15 protein-coding genes are annotated in these 16,686 nt (G+C 71.5%); 1 reads left to right on the top strand and 14 read right to left on the bottom strand.

The annotated features are described in order from the left end of the window. From NBZ83_RS08765 to NBZ83_RS08805, 9 genes are all read right to left on the bottom strand, one after another. Positions 1-793: DEAD/DEAH box helicase (locus NBZ83_RS08765; protein WP_261574729.1), on the bottom strand; the 793-nt coding region annotated here is incomplete at its 3' end. A 153-nt stretch (positions 794-946) separates the two neighbouring features. Continuing rightward, entirely contained in the window at positions 947-1,954 is a 1,008-nt protein-coding gene (tatC, locus tag NBZ83_RS08770) for a twin-arginine translocase subunit TatC (RefSeq protein ID WP_261570810.1), read from the bottom strand. A gap of 91 nt (positions 1,955-2,045) precedes the next feature. Beyond that, entirely contained in the window at positions 2,046-2,342 is a 297-nt protein-coding gene (gene tatA, locus NBZ83_RS08775) for a Sec-independent protein translocase subunit TatA (protein ID WP_261570811.1), read from the bottom strand. Between the two features lie 350 nt (positions 2,343-2,692). Beyond that, positions 2,693-2,908: a hypothetical protein gene (locus NBZ83_RS08780; RefSeq protein ID WP_261570812.1), complete on the bottom strand. Its 216-nt coding sequence runs from the start codon at positions 2,906-2,908 to the stop codon at positions 2,693-2,695. A 10-nt stretch (positions 2,909-2,918) separates the two neighbouring features. Beyond that, positions 2,919-3,911 (bottom strand): helix-turn-helix transcriptional regulator, encoded by a 993-nt coding sequence (locus NBZ83_RS08785; protein WP_261574730.1) that lies wholly within the window; start codon positions 3,909-3,911, stop codon positions 2,919-2,921. A gap of 3 nt (positions 3,912-3,914) precedes the next feature. Next, positions 3,915-4,931 (bottom strand): helix-turn-helix transcriptional regulator, encoded by a 1,017-nt coding sequence (locus NBZ83_RS08790; protein ID WP_261574731.1) that lies wholly within the window; start codon positions 4,929-4,931, stop codon positions 3,915-3,917. A gap of 191 nt (positions 4,932-5,122) precedes the next feature. Further along, positions 5,123-5,740, bottom strand: a complete 618-nt coding sequence (locus NBZ83_RS08795) for an FKBP-type peptidyl-prolyl cis-trans isomerase (protein WP_438803261.1) — start codon at positions 5,738-5,740, stop codon at positions 5,123-5,125. Between the two features lie 49 nt (positions 5,741-5,789). Next, complete coding sequence (gene pafA / locus NBZ83_RS08800; protein WP_041939239.1) at positions 5,790-7,148, bottom strand: Pup--protein ligase; 1,359 nt, start codon at positions 7,146-7,148, stop codon at positions 5,790-5,792. 57 nt (positions 7,149-7,205) lie between these two features. After that, positions 7,206-9,122, bottom strand: coding sequence for an ABC transporter permease (locus NBZ83_RS08805; protein ID WP_261574732.1), 1,917 nt, complete (start codon positions 9,120-9,122; stop codon positions 7,206-7,208). A 400-nt stretch (positions 9,123-9,522) separates the two neighbouring features. Between NBZ83_RS08805 and NBZ83_RS08810 the strand changes: the two genes are divergently transcribed. Continuing rightward, positions 9,523-10,308, top strand: a complete 786-nt coding sequence (locus NBZ83_RS08810) for a dienelactone hydrolase family protein (protein WP_261567560.1) — start codon at positions 9,523-9,525, stop codon at positions 10,306-10,308. A gap of 152 nt (positions 10,309-10,460) precedes the next feature. Here NBZ83_RS08810 and prcA read toward each other — a convergent pair whose 3' ends face one another. The 5 genes from prcA to arc all read right to left on the bottom strand — a co-directional run bounded on the left by prcA (position 10,461) and on the right by arc (position 16,679). Next, positions 10,461-11,186 (bottom strand): proteasome subunit alpha, encoded by a 726-nt coding sequence (gene prcA / locus NBZ83_RS08815; protein ID WP_136446702.1) that lies wholly within the window; start codon positions 11,184-11,186, stop codon positions 10,461-10,463. A gap of 1 nt (position 11,187) precedes the next feature. After that, a complete protein-coding gene (prcB, locus tag NBZ83_RS08820; RefSeq protein WP_261567562.1) occupies positions 11,188-12,012 on the bottom strand; it encodes a proteasome subunit beta in 825 nt (274 codons plus the stop codon). A gap of 587 nt (positions 12,013-12,599) precedes the next feature. Beyond that, a complete protein-coding gene (locus NBZ83_RS08825; RefSeq protein WP_163552065.1) occupies positions 12,600-12,818 on the bottom strand; it encodes a ubiquitin-like protein Pup in 219 nt (72 codons plus the stop codon). Positions 12,819-12,952: 134 nt separating this feature from the next. Further along, a complete protein-coding gene (dop, locus tag NBZ83_RS08830) occupies positions 12,953-14,470 on the bottom strand; it encodes a depupylase/deamidase Dop (RefSeq protein ID WP_368861819.1) in 1,518 nt (505 codons plus the stop codon). Between the two features lie 403 nt (positions 14,471-14,873). Next, positions 14,874-16,679, bottom strand: a complete 1,806-nt coding sequence (gene arc, locus NBZ83_RS08835; protein WP_261567564.1) for a proteasome ATPase — start codon at positions 16,677-16,679, stop codon at positions 14,874-14,876. Positions 16,680-16,686: the final 7 nt, after the last annotated feature.

Below are 16,686 nucleotides of genomic sequence, written 5' to 3' on the forward strand. Positions count from 1 at the left end.
CCCCGGACCGCCCGCCCGCGCCCGTGCTGGCCGCATCGGCGGAACCGACTGCGGGTGGGGAACCCCAGCCGGGCCGGGCGAAATCCTGCTCTGACACCGCCCGGGCGATCGCCGCCTCGCCGGACGACACCGGCTCGCCGGGGGCGTCCTCGAGGAACAGGTCGTGCAGGGTGCGGTCGGCGAGGACATGCTGCCACAGCGGCACGGGACGGTGATCGCTGACGATGACCCGGGTGTGCCCGCGGACGGTGACGAGCCACTCGCCGAACTCCTCGGCGTTGCTCACCGTCGCTGACAGCGACACCAGCCGGACGTGCGCCGGCAGGTGGATGATGACCTCTTCCCACACGGCGCCCCGCTGGCGATCGGCGAGGTAGTGCACCTCGTCCATGACCACGTAGGCGAGGTCGGCGAGGTCGCCGCCGCCGACCGGGCCGGCGTAGAGCATGTTGCGCAGCACCTCGGTCGTCATGACGACGACCGGCGCGAAGCCGTTGCGGACGGTGTCACCGGTCAGCAGGCCGACCTTGTCCGCGCCGTATCGGGCGACGAGGTCGGTGTACTTCTGGTTGGACAACGCCTTGATCGGCGTCGTGTAGAAGCAACGCGTTCCCGTGCTCAGGGCGAGGTGGGCGGCGAACTCGCCGACGACCGTCTTGCCCGCTCCCGTGGGCGCCGCGACCAGGACACCTTCGCCGGCCGCCAGCGCCGAGAGCGCCTCAAGCTGGAAGGGGTCGAACCCGAAGGGGAGGCTGGCGGCGAACTCCACGAGAGCCTCAGGCGTGGAGGACACATTGCCACCCTACGGGACGCGGCGTCCCCGCACCGACCGCCACAGCAGCTGGGGATGCCCGTGGCGCGGGCCATCGGGCGAGGCGACCGCCCCGGGCCGGGCGGCGCGATGACTCGGAAACGGTCGGCGGGGCGGCCACGGGGATCGGGGGCGTCAGGTGATGTCGAGGTGCGACGGATCGCCGGCCAGGGTCGCGGAACCGGTCCCCGCGCCGACCGGCGACGACGAGGCCGACTCGGCCGGCCGCCCGACGTCGGCCGCGCGAGGCGGCGGAGCGTCGTCGAGGTCCAGCGGCGAGGTCTCGTCGTCACCGAGGTCGGCGTACGGGGAGTCGTCGCCGCGGCGGGCCTTGCGCCGGTCGTTGATCCAGCCGACGATCAGCGCGACCTCGTAGAGGATCACCATCGGAAGGCCCAGCGCCAGCATGGTGAACGGGTCCTGGCTGGGCGTGACGACGGCGGCGAAGACGAACACGAGGAAGATCTCGGCGCGCCGCCAGGACCTCAGCCGGGCGGTGGTCACGACGCCGGCCAGGTTCAGCATCGTGATGAGCAGCGGCACCTCGAACGAGAGCCCGAAGATCAGCAGCATCGCCTGGACGTAGCTGAGGTACTTGTTGCCGTCGAGGACGCTGACCAGGCCGTTGCCACCGAACCCGAGCAGCAGGCTCAGACCGGTGGACAGGGTGTAGTAGGCGAAGAAGGCGCCGGTGGCGAACAGGATCAGCGAGATCCCGACGAACGTGAGCGACCAGCGCCGCTCATGCCGGTGCAGACCGGGGGTGATGAACGACCAGAGCTGGTAGAGCCACACCGGGGAGGACACGACCGCCGCCGCGATCATCGAGATCTTCAGCCGGATGGTGAACGCGTCGAGGATCCCGAAGAAGTACAGCGTGCAGTCCGTCGACGCCGCGCCGTCGGGGCTGAACCGCTTGCTGGCGGGCAGATCGCAGTACGGCGCCTTGAGCCAGTTGAAGATGTGCGGTTCGAGGATGAAGCAGACGACCGCGGCGACCGCGAACCCCATGAGCGCGATCGCGATCCGGTTCCGCAACTCACGAAGATGCTCCGTGAGTGGCATCCGGCTGTCCTCGACCGTGCGGGTACGCCGCTGGTTCACCGAGGCGAACAACCTCCGCGGCGTGGGGATCCCTGGCACGTCGGCGTCTCCTGGTCGAGGGGGCAAGGGAAAGGCGCCGACGACCGGCACCCACCAGCCGGACGCCACGACGCCCGGCCGGCACGCGTGGTCAGTGCCGGTCGACCGCCGGGGCGGAGCCGTTCACCGCGACACCGGGCTGGGCGCCCTGGGCGGGGGCAGCGGCCTGAGCCGGCGCCTCGATCGGCAGCGGGGCCGGCTGGACGGCCGGGGTCTGATGGGTGGCCGGGGCCTGGTGGTCGTCGTCACGCAGGCCCTTGGTCTCGGCCTTGAAGATGCGCAGCGAGCGGCCGAAGGAACGCGCCGCATCGGGGAGCTTCTTCGATCCGAACAGCACCAGCACGACGAGGGCAATGATGATGATCTCGGTGGTGCCCAGGTTTGGCATGGACGGCGTCCTCCGATGAGCGGTACCGGCCCGGTCCCACGACCGGTGCGATCGATGCTACGTCCGCCAGCCTAGGAGGAGATAGACGGCATACGGGTATCTCACAGATGACAGCTGCGCGACGAAGCGGGACTGCGGGACGAATTGTAGTCAACCCGCAACTGATTACGAGCGCATTCCGGTGCCACAACCGGCCAAAATCTCTCACAGCTACCAAGGGGTGGCGCTGCGCCCACCCAATCGTGACTCGCCGTCACGATTCAGCGCCGCGCCTTCGCCCACCTTGGATCACACTGGGACCACAGCCGAACCCGCCCGGTCGTACCTCCTGTCCGGCCCGGTCGGGCTGGTCAGGAGGCGCGCTCGGCGAGTCGGGAGGTGACCTCGGCATGGTCCAACCGGGCGGAGAGCTCCGCGGTGTCGGCGGCGAGGCCCGACACCCGGGTCGACAGCTCGCCGAAGGCCCGACGCACGCCACGCACCTTCTGCCACACCCGCCAGGCGCACAGGGCGAGCAGGACAAGCCCACCGAGAATGAGCACGAGGTAGACGAGCGCCCAGAGCATGCCGATCACCCTACCGTTCGCCGTCCGCGCCGCCGGACGGGGCATCGAGCCCGTAGGCGGCCAGCGCCCGGCGGGCCAGAGCGTGCACCTGCGCGGCGAGAACCAGCGGCTCGACGACCCGCACGTCGGCGCCGAGGCCGAGCACGAGCCGGTGCAGCCAGGAGGTCTCCCGCGCGTGCAGGGTGATCTCCAGACGGCCGCCGGGCAGCTCGCGCACCCCGGTGACCGGGTAGTAGTCGGCGACCCAGCGGGCCGGCGAGGCGAGTTCGAGGACGACCCGGACATCCGCGGGGCCGGGCCGGTAGATCCCCTCGCTGGTGTCGCGGGACACCGCACCCGGCGGCGGGGCAGCCGGGATGTCGAGCACCTCGACCCCGTCCGGGCCGTCGATGCGGTCCAGCCGGAACAGCCGCACCGCCTCCGCCCGATGGCACCAGCCCTCCAGGTACCAGTGGCCCTCCCGGACCAGTACCCGCATCGGGTCCACGTCCCGTTCGGTCAGCTCGTCGCGGGACCACACCAGGTAGCGCAGGTGCACGCGGCGGCGTTCCCGCACCGCCCGCTGCACCGCCGCGAGCACCTCGGCATGGGTGTCGAGGCTGACCCGCACCTGGCCGGCGACGCTGCCCGCCGCGCCGACCGCCTTCTCCAGCTTCTCCAGTGCCCGGTCAAGCGCCTCCCGCCCGGCGAGACCCGGCACGTCGGCGAGTGCGCGGGCGGCGACGACCAACGCCGTCGCCTCGTCCACCGACAGGCGCAACGGCCGGTCGAGGGTCTGCGGATCGGCGACAGTGATCCGGTCGCCGGAGTAGCTCAGATCGATCAGGTCGCCCGGCGCCCCGCCGGGCAGCCCACACACGAACAGCAGGTCCAGGTCATCGCGCAGCTGCCGCGGGGTGATTCCGAAGACCTCGGCGGCCGCGGGCAACGGGATGCCGGGATGCGCCCGCAGCCACGGGACGAGGGCGAGCAGCCGGCTCAACCGGTCGGTCGCGGCGCTCATCGCTCATCGCCCGCCGGGGACGGCGGCGGCCTCGCACACGCCGGCGGTGCCCGCGGCCGCGGCCCGCAGCCGGGCGACGACGGCCGCGCGCAGCTCCGGCGGCTCCAGCACGATCACATCCGGCCCCGATCCGACGATCCAGCGGGCGAAGCGCTCGGTGTCGGCGAACTCCATCTGCACCAGATCCATGTCCGCGGCAGGCGTGGGGCGGGTGGCAGACGCGGGAAGGGTGGCAGACGCGGGAAGGGTGGCAGACGCGGGGCCGGCGTGGCGGCGCAGCGCGTGGCCGGTGCCACGGCGCACGGCGAGCGTCGCCGTGCGCACCTGGTCCGGCGGGGCCTGGGCGGAGACCATCGCGTGCAGGTCGACGTCGGGCGGAACGCGCACCGCCCCGCCAAGCCCGACCGGCCGCACGGGCCCGGCGAACCGGGACAGCCGGAACACCCTCGGGGCGCCGCGGACCACGTCGTGGCCCGCCAGGTACCAGCGGCCCCGCCAGGACAGCACGCCCCACGGCTCGACGTGCCGCTCGGTGACGCCGGTCTCGACCACCTTGCGGTAGGGAAAGCGAATCGCGCGGCCAGCCTGCACCGCGGCGAGGCACGGCTCGAACGCAGGATCCGTCGCGTCGACCCGCGGCTCGAAGCCGTCCAGAGCGCCGAGGCCGCCGTCATCGACCGCGGCGCCGCCGGCGGCCAGCTTGCGCAGGGCGCTCGCCGCCGGCCCGGCCAGCGCCGTCGTCGACCACAGCGACCCGGCCAGCGCCAGGGCTGCGGCCTCGTCCGGTGCGAGGGCGATGTCGGGCAGGGCGTAGTCGCCGCGGCGGATCCGGTAGCCGACCTCGTCGCTGAACGCCGAGTCCGTCCCGGTCTCCAGCGGGATGCCGATCTCGCGCAGGTACGCCTTGTCGCGTTCGAACATCCGCCGGAAGGCTTCCTGCTCCTCCTCCGTGGCGCCGGGCTCGTAGCCCTCCACCAGCTCACCGAGCTGGGACACGGTGATGAAACGCGATGTCGCCATGAGGCACATCGTCAGGTTCAGCAGGCGCTCCACCCGTCGCCGGGACACAGCGCCACACGCTAGTCGAGTTGCGACACCGGGCCGGCACCGCCCCCACCGGCGGCCTGCCCCCCGGCCCGGACTCGGCCGGATGGCTGCCAGATCACGCCGAGGCCTACGTACGGTTTCAGGGCTGAAAACCGCGAATACGCCTAGGGCTGAGGGGACGCCCCGCCACCCCCGCCGCCCTGGACGGCGAGCAGGTCGACCACGAACACCAGGGTGTCGTCGGCGAGGATCGTCGGCGGCTGACCACCTGCCGGCCCGTAGCCGAGGTCGGGCGGGATGACGATCTGCCGGCGGCCGCCCACGCGCATCCCGTCGATACCCCGCCCGAAGCCGGCGATCGTGCTGTCCAACGGGAAGGTCGCGGTCTGGCCGCTGCCCCACGTGGTGTCGAACTCCTTGCCGTTGCGCCACAGCACGCCGGAGTACTGGATAGCCACGGTGCTGGTGGCCGAGGCACTCGCCCCGTGGCCGGTGACGAGGTCGTGGGTGACGAGCGTGCTCGGCGGGGTGCCCGAGCCGGCGGCGGACAGCGGCTTGCGGGTCAGGTCGGTGGCGTTCTGCACCGCGGGCAGGCGGGACCCCGCGGTCACACTGGGCGCCGGCGCTGCTCTGGTGCCGTCGGGGGCGTCCGAGGCGGAGCAGCCCGCGAGGACCGGGATGACCAGCACGGCGGGCAGCAGCGCGCCGACGAGCAGGTGCCGGCGGTGGGAGCCGACCCGTGCGGACCGCGCGGGTCGGGCGATGACCGCACGGAGGGTGATCTGGGCGGCGCGGGCGCGCCGCGAGGCGGACGTCACAGGGGGTGAATCCTCACATGCTGGCGATGAGCTTGTCGACCCGGTCGTCGACGGAGCGAAACGGGTCCTTGCACAGGACCGTACGCTGCGCCTGATCGTTCAGCTTGAGGTGGACCCAGTCGACCGTGAAGTCGCGCCGCTTCTCCTGGGCCCGCTTGATGAACTCGCCGCGCAGCCGGGCGCGGGTGGTCTGCGGCGGGCGGGACTTGGCCTCGAACACGTCGAGGTCACGGGTCACCCGCTCGACGAGGCCGGCCCGTTCCATCCGGTAGTACAGCCCGCGGTCGCGGTGGATGTCGTGGTACTTCAGGTCGAGCTCGGCGACCCGCGGGGAGGCCAGCGACAGCCCGTGCTTGTGCCGGAACCGCTCGATGAGCACGTACTTCGTCACCCAGTCGATCTCCCGGGCGACGAGCTCGAGGTCGTCGGTCTCGATCGCGAGCAGCGTGCGGCCCCACAGGTCGAGCACCCGCTTGGCGACCTCGTCACCGCCACGGCGCTCGACGAACTCGACGGCCTTCGAGTAGTACTCCCGCTGGATGTCCAGCGCGCTGACCTCGCGACCGTTCGCCAGCTTGATCTTGCGCTGGCAGGTCATGTCGTGGCTGACCTCACGGATCGCCCGGATCGGGTTCTCCAGGGTCATGTCACGCAGCATGACGCCGGCCTCGATCATGCGCAGCACCAGGTCGGTGGAGCCGAGCTTGAGCAGCATCGTCGTCTCGCTCATGTTCGAGTCGCCGACGATGACGTGCAGCCGGCGGAAACGCTCCGCGTCCGCGTGCGGCTCGTCCCGGGTGTTGATGATCGGGCGGGACCGGGTGGTCGCCGACGACACCGACTCCCAGATGTGCTCAGCGCGCTGGGAGATGCAGTAGACCGCCCCGCGCGGGGTCTGCAGCACCTTGCCGGCCCCACAGAGGATCTGCCGGCTGACCAGGAACGGCACCAGCACGTCGGCGAGCTTGGAGAACTCGCCGTGCCGGCCGACGAGATAGTTCTCGTGGCAGCCGTAGCTGTTGCCGGCGGAGTCCGTGTTGTTCTTGAACAGATGGATGTCGCCGGCGATGCCCTCCTCCCGCAGCCGTCGTTCGGCCTCGACGAGCAGGCCCTCCAAGATCCGTTCACCGGCCTTGTCATGGGTGACGAGGTCGGGGACGGAGTCGCATTCCGGGGTGGCGTACTCCGGATGACTCCCGACGTCGAGGTAGAGGCGGGCGCCGTTCTTGAGGAACACGTTGCTGCTGCGTCCCCATGACACGACACGACGGAACAGGTACCGCGCCACCTCGTCCGGGGACAGCCTCCGCTGCCCCCGGAACACGCAGGTGACGCCGTACTCGTTCTCCAGTCCGAAGATGCGGCGATCCACGTCTGTGACCCTATGCTCGGATGCCGCCCCGGCGTGGCCAGACGCTCGGGCTCGAGGTCACCGGGATTGCGATCCGCCCCCTCCCGCGTCCCCCGCAGGGCCTCCCCCGCGCCCTGGTGGCGAGTTGCCCGGCCGGGTCGGGGGCACCAGCCGGACGCCGCCTGACGGCTCGATCGGCACTGTGCGTTCGAGCGGCGAGCGCCACGTCGGCAGTGGCGCCGCAACCGGGGCCGGGGGCCCGCCGGGCGTGCTGCCCGCCCGCGCCGCCGGGGGCTGGTCGGCCGCCGCGCCGGCCCCGGCACCCACGCGGGCCCCGGCAACCGTCCCGGCCCGTGCGGGCACGGCCGCACCGGATGCGGCCGCACCCGCCCCTACGCCCGCCGGGACCGTGGCCGGGCTTGCCGCCGTCGTGGTCACGCCGGCAGGCTGCCGTTGCGGACCCCGGCCCGTCCGGGGGGCCTCCTGTGAACCCGAGTACAACGCCGCGGCGGCGCCGCGCTCGCCCACGAAGGCCAACCAGAGGCCGACCACCAGCCAGACAGCCAGCACGACCACCGGGCGGCCGCCGGCCGCGCCCTCGAAGTAGCTGGTGGAGCGAAGCAGGGTCGCCCCCGCCCCGGGCGGGGCGAACTGGCCGATGTCCCCCCACGGCCGGGGCAGCATCTCCGGCGCGGACTGCGCCGCCGACAGCGCGGCGCCCGCGACCGTCACCAGGACGATGCCGACCAGGCCCGGCGTTCCCGCCACCGCGCCGACACCTACGACCGGCCCGGCGACCGCCAGGGCCAGCAGAGTCAGCACCGCCATCGTCGCCAGGAAGGAGCCCGGCAGGACGTCGAGCGCGCCCTGCAGCGCCACCGTCCCGGCGAAGCCGCAGAGCACCGCGAGCACCGCGATGCCGGCCAGCCGGACCGCCCGGGAGCGGACCAGCCGGGTCAGCAGCACCCCACCGGCGGCGATGACAAGCACGAGCGGCAGGTACCCGGAGGCCAGCCCCCCGCCGGCCTGGTCGCGGGGCGCGTTCGCGACCACGTCGACGACCGGGATCTCCAGGCCGGGCATGAACACCCGGATGCCTCGGGTGATCGCCTCGGTGACCGCGGGACTGGCGGCGGAGGCTACCCGCAGCGTCAGTCCGTCGTCGCCGATGACGATCGCGGCGTAGGCGTCGCGGTCGCGCAGCGCCTGGTCCGCGGCGGCGACGGTCGGCGCCGTGTGCACGGTGAGGGCGCCGGGCTCGACCCGGCTGATCTGGTCGGCGAGCGCGGTCGCCGCGGGCGCCGGACCGACGGTGAGGATCGGCAGGTCCCGTGGCCGCAGGCTGGTCACCGACGTTCCGTAGAGCCACACCAGAATCCCCAGCAGCACGGCCACCCCGACCGCGACGAGGCCGGCCCGACGCATCCCGCGCAGGCTCAGCGGATCCCGGACCGGACCGTGTTCCGCCGCGGCACCCGGTCTACCCGCGCCCGCCACCGCGTCGCGACGGACGCCGGCGACGAGGCCGTCTGGAGCATCATCCGAACGGGCGCCGGCCTCCCCCGAACCAGGCATACCGCCCAGGCCAGCCCCACCGGCCGAACCGGTGGCATCGGCCGAACCGGTGGCATCGGCCGAACCAGTGGCATCGGCATCGGCATCGGCCGCAGGCTCGCCCGGCGGGGTACCTCCGGCGGGAATGGTGCCGTCCAGGGTCGGGAGGGCGCTACCGTCGGCGACATGACGGTGGCCGTACGCCGGTCGCTGATCCGGCGAGCCGGCGTCGCCAAGGCCCTGGTCCTGCGGCGGATAGCCGGGATGGGCATGCCGGCCGACGCCGGAATCGACGGCGGTCGAGCCCCGGTGGCCCTCGGAACGGTCGCCGTCGGGGTCACCCTTCGGATCGGGGTCGCCGTTCACCTGCGGGCCGGGCTGGTGACGCTGCCCGGGCAGGGGGCCGTGGTCGCCCTCCCGGTGCCGGCCGCCGGTCACCACGGGACCGCTTCCCCGGCCACGCCGACCCGCGCCGCGCCCGCCGTACCCCGCGAGTCCGCCGTCGCGCGCGCACTCACCGTCCTGATCGGCAGCGGTCTGCTCACCGCATCCTCCCCTCCGTCCGGCGGAGCCCGCCGGGACGCTACGGGGAGTAGCGTGACGCCTTCACCGAGTCGCGGCAGGTTCGACGGCGTGTCGCGGCACGGCGTTTCGCGGCGGATCCCCCGTCACCCGGCGGTTCTCGGCACCGTCCGGAGGTCCCCGCAGGGGACTCGGGGGTGCCCGGGTGGGCCGCCACACGAAGGTCGACACAGTTCTCGCTCGCCCGGCTGCCGCGCAGGTGGCAGGTCCGACGCCGGCCGGACGGTCACGGACGCGGCGACGGGGAAGGATGGCCGCCATGACAACCGGAACGAACGACGCGACGTCCAGCCGAGCCGGACAGGCCGGCTCCCTGAAGAGCCACCTGCGGGCGGAGGTCATCCGGCGGGACACGGTACCGCTGACGATCGTGGCCCCCGCGGCGGACGATCCGCCCAGGGGTGGCGTGGTCGTCGTGCAGGACGCCCGAGGCATCACGCCCTACCTGGTGTCCGTCTGCGACCGGCTGGCCGGGGCGGGCTGGCTGGCCGTGGCCCCGCATCTGTACCACCGCGACGGGCGGGACGAGGTCGACCCGGCCGGCGGCTGGCCGGGGGCGGTCCCGGCGATGGAGACGCTGACCGGGACGGGCATCGACGCCGATGTGGACGCCGCCCTGACCCATCTCACCGAGTCCGGCTTCGACGCCGAGCAGAGTGCGATCGTCGGGTTCTGCATGGGCGGCACGGTCGCGCTGCACACCGCGACCCGTCACCCGCTGGCCGCGGCGGTGTCGTTCTACGGCGGCGGGGTGAGCACCCCGTACTGGCCGGGGGTGCCGCCGCTGGTCGAGGCGGCCCCGGCGCTGCGCGGCCCTTGGCTCGGCCTGTACGGCGAGGAGGACCAGTTGATCACCACGGACGAGATCGGTGCGCTGCGGGCGGCGGCGGCCCGCAGCAGCACGCCGACGGAGCTGGTCAGTTACCCGGGCGCGGGCCATGCCTTCCACAGCGACGACCGGGAGGCGGTGTACCGCCCGGTCGCCGCGGCGGACGCGTGGTCCCGTGCGCTCGCCTTCCTCGACGAGCACGTCCGCCCACGCTGAGCCGCCGCTCGGCCGGTCCGGCGGTTGTGCAGGGGCACCGACCGGACCGGCCGACGCGGCCGGTCGACAGGACGCCGGCCACGGTCAGCGAGACGGCCGATCAGCGGGACGGGCCGGCCACGAGGACGTGGCCGGTCAGGAGGACAGGTCGGTCAGGAGGACGTGGCGGTCTGGGCGAGCAGCTCGGCGAGGGCGTTGCCGGTGATCCGCTTGAACTGCCGCCGGGCGCGGGACCGGTCGAGCATCCCGACTTCCAGGTTGGCCTCGGTGAGCACCCGCTCGCCGTTCTGCGGCAGGCCCGGCGGCACGCTGACGGTCAGCGCCTGCACCGCGACCCGCAGGGCGTCGGCGAGGGGCTGGCCGTCCCGGTGGTGCTCCTTCAGTGAGGTCGTGACCTGGTCGGAGGCGCCCCCGATCGCGACGAAGCCCCGTTCGTCGGCGATCGACCCGTCGAACGTCAGCCGGTAGATCTGGTCGTCGTCGCTGCTGCGGCCCACCTCGGCCACCACGATCTCGACCTCGTAGGGCTTGACGCTCTCGGTGAAGATCGCGCCAAGGGTCTGCGCGTAGGCGTTGGCGAGGGCGCGGCTGGTGACGTCCCGCCGGTCGTACATGTATCCGCGGGAGTCCATCAGGCGGATGCCGGCCGTGCGCAGGTTCTCGAACTCGTTGTACTTGCCCACGGCGGCGAACGCGATGCGGTCGTAGATCTCGCTGATCTTGTGGAGGGTCGCCGAGGGGTTCTCGGCGACGAACAGGATCCCGTCCGCGTAGGTGATGACGACCACGCTTCGTCCGCGCGCGATGCCCTTGCGCGCGTACTCGGACTTGTCGCGGACCTGCTGTTCGGGGCTCGCGTATCCGAACGGCATGGTCACGTCAGCCTCCCGCGCTCGTGGAACGGTCCGCGATGATGGCCGTCACCACGGGTTCTACCTCATCGTCGCCGTAGCGGCGGTACCCGTCGGACGTGACCGCCGCGACGATCGGGTACAGCCGGCGGATCGTGTCCGGACCGCCCGTCGCCGAGTCGTCGTCGGCGGCGTCGTAGAGCGCCTCGACGGCGATCCGCACCGCGTCGGCCTGGGTCTGGTCGGCCCGGTAGAGCTTCTTCAGCGAGCCCTTCGCGAACACCGAGCCGGAGCCGATGGACTCGTACGTCCGTTCCTCCGACTTCGCCGCCGCGATGTCGTAGGAGAAGATCCGGCCCGCGTCCATGTCCGGGTCGTAGCCGGCGAACAAGGGGACGACCGCGAGGCCCTGCAGGGCCATCGGCAGGTTGCCCTTGACCATGGCCGCCAGCCGGTTGGCCTTGGCGTCCAGGCTCAGGGTCGCACCCTCGATCTTCTCGTAGTGCTCCAGCTCCACCTGGAACAGCCTGATCAGCTCGGCGCCGACCCCGGCCGTGCCGGCGTAGCCCACGCAGGAGAAGTCGTCGGCGTGGTGCACCTTCTCGACGTCCCGCTGGGCGATCATGTGCCCCTGCGTCGCCCGCCGGTCACCGGCCATGATCACACCACCGGGGAAGGTCACCGCCACGATCGTCGTGCCGTGCGCCACCTCGGTGACCGGCCCCGGCAGGCCGCTCTGGGCCCCCGGCAACAGGTGCGGCGCCGACTGCGACAGGAAATCGGTGAACGACGACGTTCCCGGTGTCATGAACACAGCCGGTAGGCGCCCGGCGCCACCCATTGGATCAGCCACGCATCCCCCTTCCGATAGACGGTCACACGGCCCGCGGCGTCCCGATCGTCTCCGGGAACCGCGGGCGACGTGCGCGTGAGCACAACATAGGGCCATCGCCTCCCGGTGGGGTCGGCCAGGGCGACCGGCCGGGTGATCGACGGCGATCCTCCCCCGGGCGACCCGGCCCGCGCCGGCCCCACGAAGCACCTCTCGAGGCCGTCCGCCGGTGCCCGGCGGATCCCGGCGAACGGGCACCCGGCGGACCGCGGCGGGGCGGTTCAGGACCGTCCGGGTACGCCTGGGGGGCCGCCCACGTGACCAGCGACAATCCGCACGTCGCTAGACCGCGCCAGCGCGGCCTGAGGGCGAGCGAGTACCCGGTTCGGCGAGGCCCGGCAGACCGCCCGCAACCCGACCTCACCCGCTGGCGGAACCGGCGGGCGAGGTGCGGTGCACGGGTGGGCGACCCGACCGGTGGCGGTCGATGACACGGGGCGGCCGCCACGATCGAGAGGCACCTTCGGTGCCCCGGGGCCCGCCCGGGGCACCGAGGTCAACCGTCCGCGCGGCGCAGGCTCAGCCCCGCCGACGCAGGCGCCTCGCGGTCACTCGCCGCCCTTCTGGACGTAGCCCTTCACGAACTCCTCGGCGTTCTCCTCCAGGACGTCATCGATCTCGTCGAGGAGCGAGTCGACGTCCTCGGACAGCTTCTCGTGGCGCTCCTTGAGGTCGGAGGCCTCGCTCTCCTCGGTCGTGACCTCATCGGCCTCGTCCGCGCGCCGGTTGGTGTGCTGCTGCCCGCCGCCGCTGTCCCTGGTGGCCATGAAGCCCTCCTTCGATCGCCTGGCGCGACACTATCCCGCCCCACCGACACCATCAGTCCGATCGGTGAGAGGTCCACTCCATCACGAACTGACCGTCTCGTCGCGACGTCCGCCCAGGGCGCAACGCACGCGGCTCAGCGACCGGCCAGCGCGTCGACGAGGTCCGCGGCGGTGGCGCAGCGGTCCAGCAGCTCGCCGACGTGGGCCTTGGTCCCCCGCAGCGGTTCCAGGGTCGGCACCCGCTGCAGGGAGTCCCGGCCGATGTCGAAGATGACCGAGTCCCACGACGCCGCGGCGACCTGCTGCGGGTAGCGGGCGAGGCAGCGACCACGGAAGAACGCCCGGGTGTCCTCCGGCGGCTCCGTCATCGCCCGTATCACCTCGTCCTCGCTGACGACCAGGTCAAACCGGCCGCGCTCGACGAGGCGGTTGTATAGGCCCTTCTCCGGCCGCACGTCGTGGTACTGCAGGTCGACGAGCTCCAGGCGGGGCGAGTCCCAGTTCAGGCTGTCACGAGAGCGGTAGCCCTCCAGGATCGACAGCTTGGCCACCCAGTCGAGTTCCCGGGCGCAGCTCATCGGATCGACCTCGAGGCGGCCGAGAACCGACTCCCAGCGGGAGAGGACGTCGGCGGTCTGCGGGTCGACGTCCGCGCCGAACCGGTTTTCCACGTACTTGCGGGCCTGCTCGAAGTACTCCATCTGCAGCTGCACGCCGGTCATCTTCCGGCCGTCGCGCAGGGTCACCAGATGCTTGAGCGAGGGGTCGTGCGAGATCGCCCGCAGCGCGGCCACCGGGCCGTCCACGGACAGGTCGACGCTGAACCAGCCATCCTCGATCATGGCGAGGACCAGCGACGTCGTTCCCACCTTCAGGTAGGTGGCGACTTCACTCATGTTCGCGTCGCCGATGATGACATGCAGCCGGCGGTACTTCTCCGGGTCGGCGTGCGGCTCGTCCCGGGTGTTGATGATCGGCCGCTTCAGCGTCGTCTCCAGGCCCACCTCGACCTCGAAGAAGTCCGCCCGCTGACTGATCTGGAAGCCGGCCTCGCGGCTGTCGACGCCGAGGCCGACCCGACCGGCGCCGCAGACGACCTGACGGGAGACGAAGAACGGGGTGAGGTTGCGGACGATCTCCCCGAACGGGGTCGACCGGGCCATGAGGTAGTTCTCATGGCAACCGTAGGAGACGCCCTTGTTGTCGGTGTTGTTCTTGTAAAGGTTGACGGGCTTGGCGCCCGGCACCGTCAGGGCGCGCCGCGCCGCCTCCGCCATCACCCGTTCGCCGGCCTTGTCCCACAGCACGACGTCACGCGGGTTGGTGACCTCGGGCGAGGAGAACTCCGGATGCGCATGGTCGACGTAGAGCCGCGCCCCGTTGGTCAGGATGACGTTGGCGAGGCCCAGGTCGTCCTCGTTGGCCGGCGCGGTGGGATCGACCGCGGGCTCCCGGGGAAGCTCGAAGCCCCGCGCGTCCCGCAACGGCGACTCCTCTTCGAAGTCCCACCGGGCGCGGCTGCCCGAGGACGACGTTCTGTTGGCATAGGAGTTCACCACCAACGACGAGGCCAACATCTGATTGGTGTTCGGCTGACCGGGCACCGACACCCCGTACTCGGTCTCGATTCCCATGATCCGGCGCGCGCTCACTCTGCAAGCGTAGGTGCTGGGCGGGCGGTCGGTTGGCCGGACGTCCGCCTTGTTTGTTCTGGGCGATGCGTGCGACCCCGTTGCGCCCCGCGCGGATCCGAACGGCAAGCACCGAGCCGGACCCGTCCGCGGGCAGGGATCCCCCGATTGAGGGCACCCGAGTCCGGCGCCGGATCGCGCCACAACCGGCAAACGGGGGCACCCCACGTAGGTGGCTGCGCACCTTCGTGCCAGCTCCTCGTCGGCGGCCCGCGCCTTTCCGGGGGTGTCCCTCGCTGGTCGGCGCATGCCACGACACCCGGGACCGTTTGGGTCCCGGGTGTCGTGGTTCGGTGCATGCCGCCCACAGCGGTCGCGTCGCAGCACGACCGCTGTGGAACCGCGCGGCGGGGTCCGCCGACCGTTACAGGTACTGGCCGGTGTTCGCGATGGTGTCGATGGAGCGGCCGGCCTCGGTGCCCTTCGTTCCGGTGACGAGCGTGCGGATGTAGACGATCCGCTCGCCCTTCTTGCCGGAGATCCGGGCCCAGTCGTCCGGGTTGGTCGTGTTCGGCAGGTCCTCGTTCTCCTTGAACTCGTCCAGGCAGGCGGCAAGCAGGTACTGCATACGCAGGCCCTTGAGGCCGCCCTCGATGTGCGCCTTGACCGACATCTTCTTGGCGCGGGCGACGATATTCTCGATCATCGCGCCCGAGTTGAAGTCCTTGAAGTACAGGACTTCCTTGTCACCGTTGGCGTAGGTCACCTCGAGGAAGCGGTTCTCCTCGCTCTCCGCGTACATCCGCTCGACGACGCGCTGGATCATCGCGGCAACCGTGGCCTCCCGGTTGCCCTCGAACTCGGCGAGGTCATCCGGGTAGAGCGGCAGGCTGGTCACGACGTACTTGGCGAAGATGTCGCGGGCCGCCTCGGCGTCGGGGCGCTCCACCTTGATCTTCACGTCGAGCCGTCCCGGCCGCAGGATCGCCGGATCGATCATGTCCTCGCGGTTGGACGCGCCGATCACGATCACGTTCTCGAGCTGCTCGACGCCGTCGATCTCGCTGAGCAGCTGTGGAACGATCGTGTTCTCCACGTCCGAGGACACACCCGAGCCTCGGGTCCGGAAGATCGAGTCCATCTCGTCGAAGAACACGATCACGGGCATCCCCTCGGACGCCTTCTCGCGCGCCCGCTGGAACACCAACCGGATCTGCCGCTCGGTCTCGCCGACGAACTTGTTGAGCAGCTCGGGGCCCTTGATGTTGAGGAAGAAGGCCCGGCCGTTACCTTGGCCGGTGATCGCCTCAACCTTCTTGGCCAACGAGTTGGCGACCGCCTTCGCGATCAGCGTCTTGCCGCAGCCGGGTGGGCCGTAGAGCAGCACACCCTTCGGCGGCTTGAGCTGATGCTCCCGGTAGAGCTCCTTGTGCAGGAACGGCAGCTCCACCGAGTCGCGGATCGACTCGATCTGGCTCTTCAGCCCGCCGATCTGCTCGTACCCGATGTCCGGGACCTCTTCGAGCACGAGCTCCTCGACCTCGGACTTCGGGACCCGCTCGAAGGCGTAGCCGGAGCGGGGCTCGATCAACAACGAGTCCCCCACGCGGATCGGACCGTCGAGCAGCGGCTGGGCCAGCATGACCACCCGCTCCTCGTCCGTATGACCGATCACCAGTGCTCGGTCACCGCTTTCGAGGACCTCCTTGAGCAGGACGATCTCACCCTGCCGCTCGAACGACCGCGCCTCGACAACGTTGAGGGCCTCGTTGAGCATGACTTCCTGGCCGGGCAAGAGCGATCCGACGTCGACACTCGGCGACACGGTCACTCGGAGCTTTCTGCCCTGAGTGAACACGTCGACGGTGCCGTCGTCATACCGGAAGACGAAGATCCCGTAGCCACTTGGCGGCTGCGCGAGTCTGTCGACCTCCTCCTTCAGGGTGACGATCTGGTCACGCGCCTCTCGGAGAGTGGCGACGAGTCTGTCGTTCTGTCCCGTGGCGGACGACAGCTCGGCCTGGATCTCCGCGAGGCGCTCTTCCAGCACCCTGACCTGCCTGGGCGATTCGGACAACCTGCGCCGCAGCATGGCCACTTCCTCTTCCAGGAAGGCGACCTGCGTCGTGAGCTCGTGTGCTTCCTTCTCGTACGCCGACCGCTGTGATTCGGCATCACCTGGACGACCCGTGCTCCCACCGGAGCCAGAGCCCGAACGGGGACCGGACACTGCGCCT

This window comes from Frankia gtarii (assembly GCF_025403375.1).
Lineage (GTDB): Bacteria > Actinomycetota > Actinomycetes > Frankiales > Frankiaceae > Frankia > Frankia gtarii.

Coding starts and splice junctions, on each gene's coding strand:
- tatA (WP_261570811.1), bottom strand. CDS start 2,342: ATGCCAAACCTGGGCACCACCGAGATCATCATCATTGCCCTCGTCGTG.
- NBZ83_RS08780 (WP_261570812.1), bottom strand. CDS start 2,908: ATGCTCTGGGCGCTCGTCTACCTCGTGCTCATTCTCGGTGGGCTTGTC.
- NBZ83_RS08785 (WP_261574730.1), bottom strand. CDS start 3,911: ATGAGCGCCGCGACCGACCGGTTGAGCCGGCTGCTCGCCCTCGTCCCG.
- NBZ83_RS08790 (WP_261574731.1), bottom strand. CDS start 4,931: ATGGCGACATCGCGTTTCATCACCGTGTCCCAGCTCGGTGAGCTGGTG.
- NBZ83_RS08810 (WP_261567560.1), top strand. CDS start 9,523: ATGACAACCGGAACGAACGACGCGACGTCCAGCCGAGCCGGACAGGCC.
- NBZ83_RS08825 (WP_163552065.1), bottom strand. CDS start 12,818: ATGGCCACCAGGGACAGCGGCGGCGGGCAGCAGCACACCAACCGGCGC.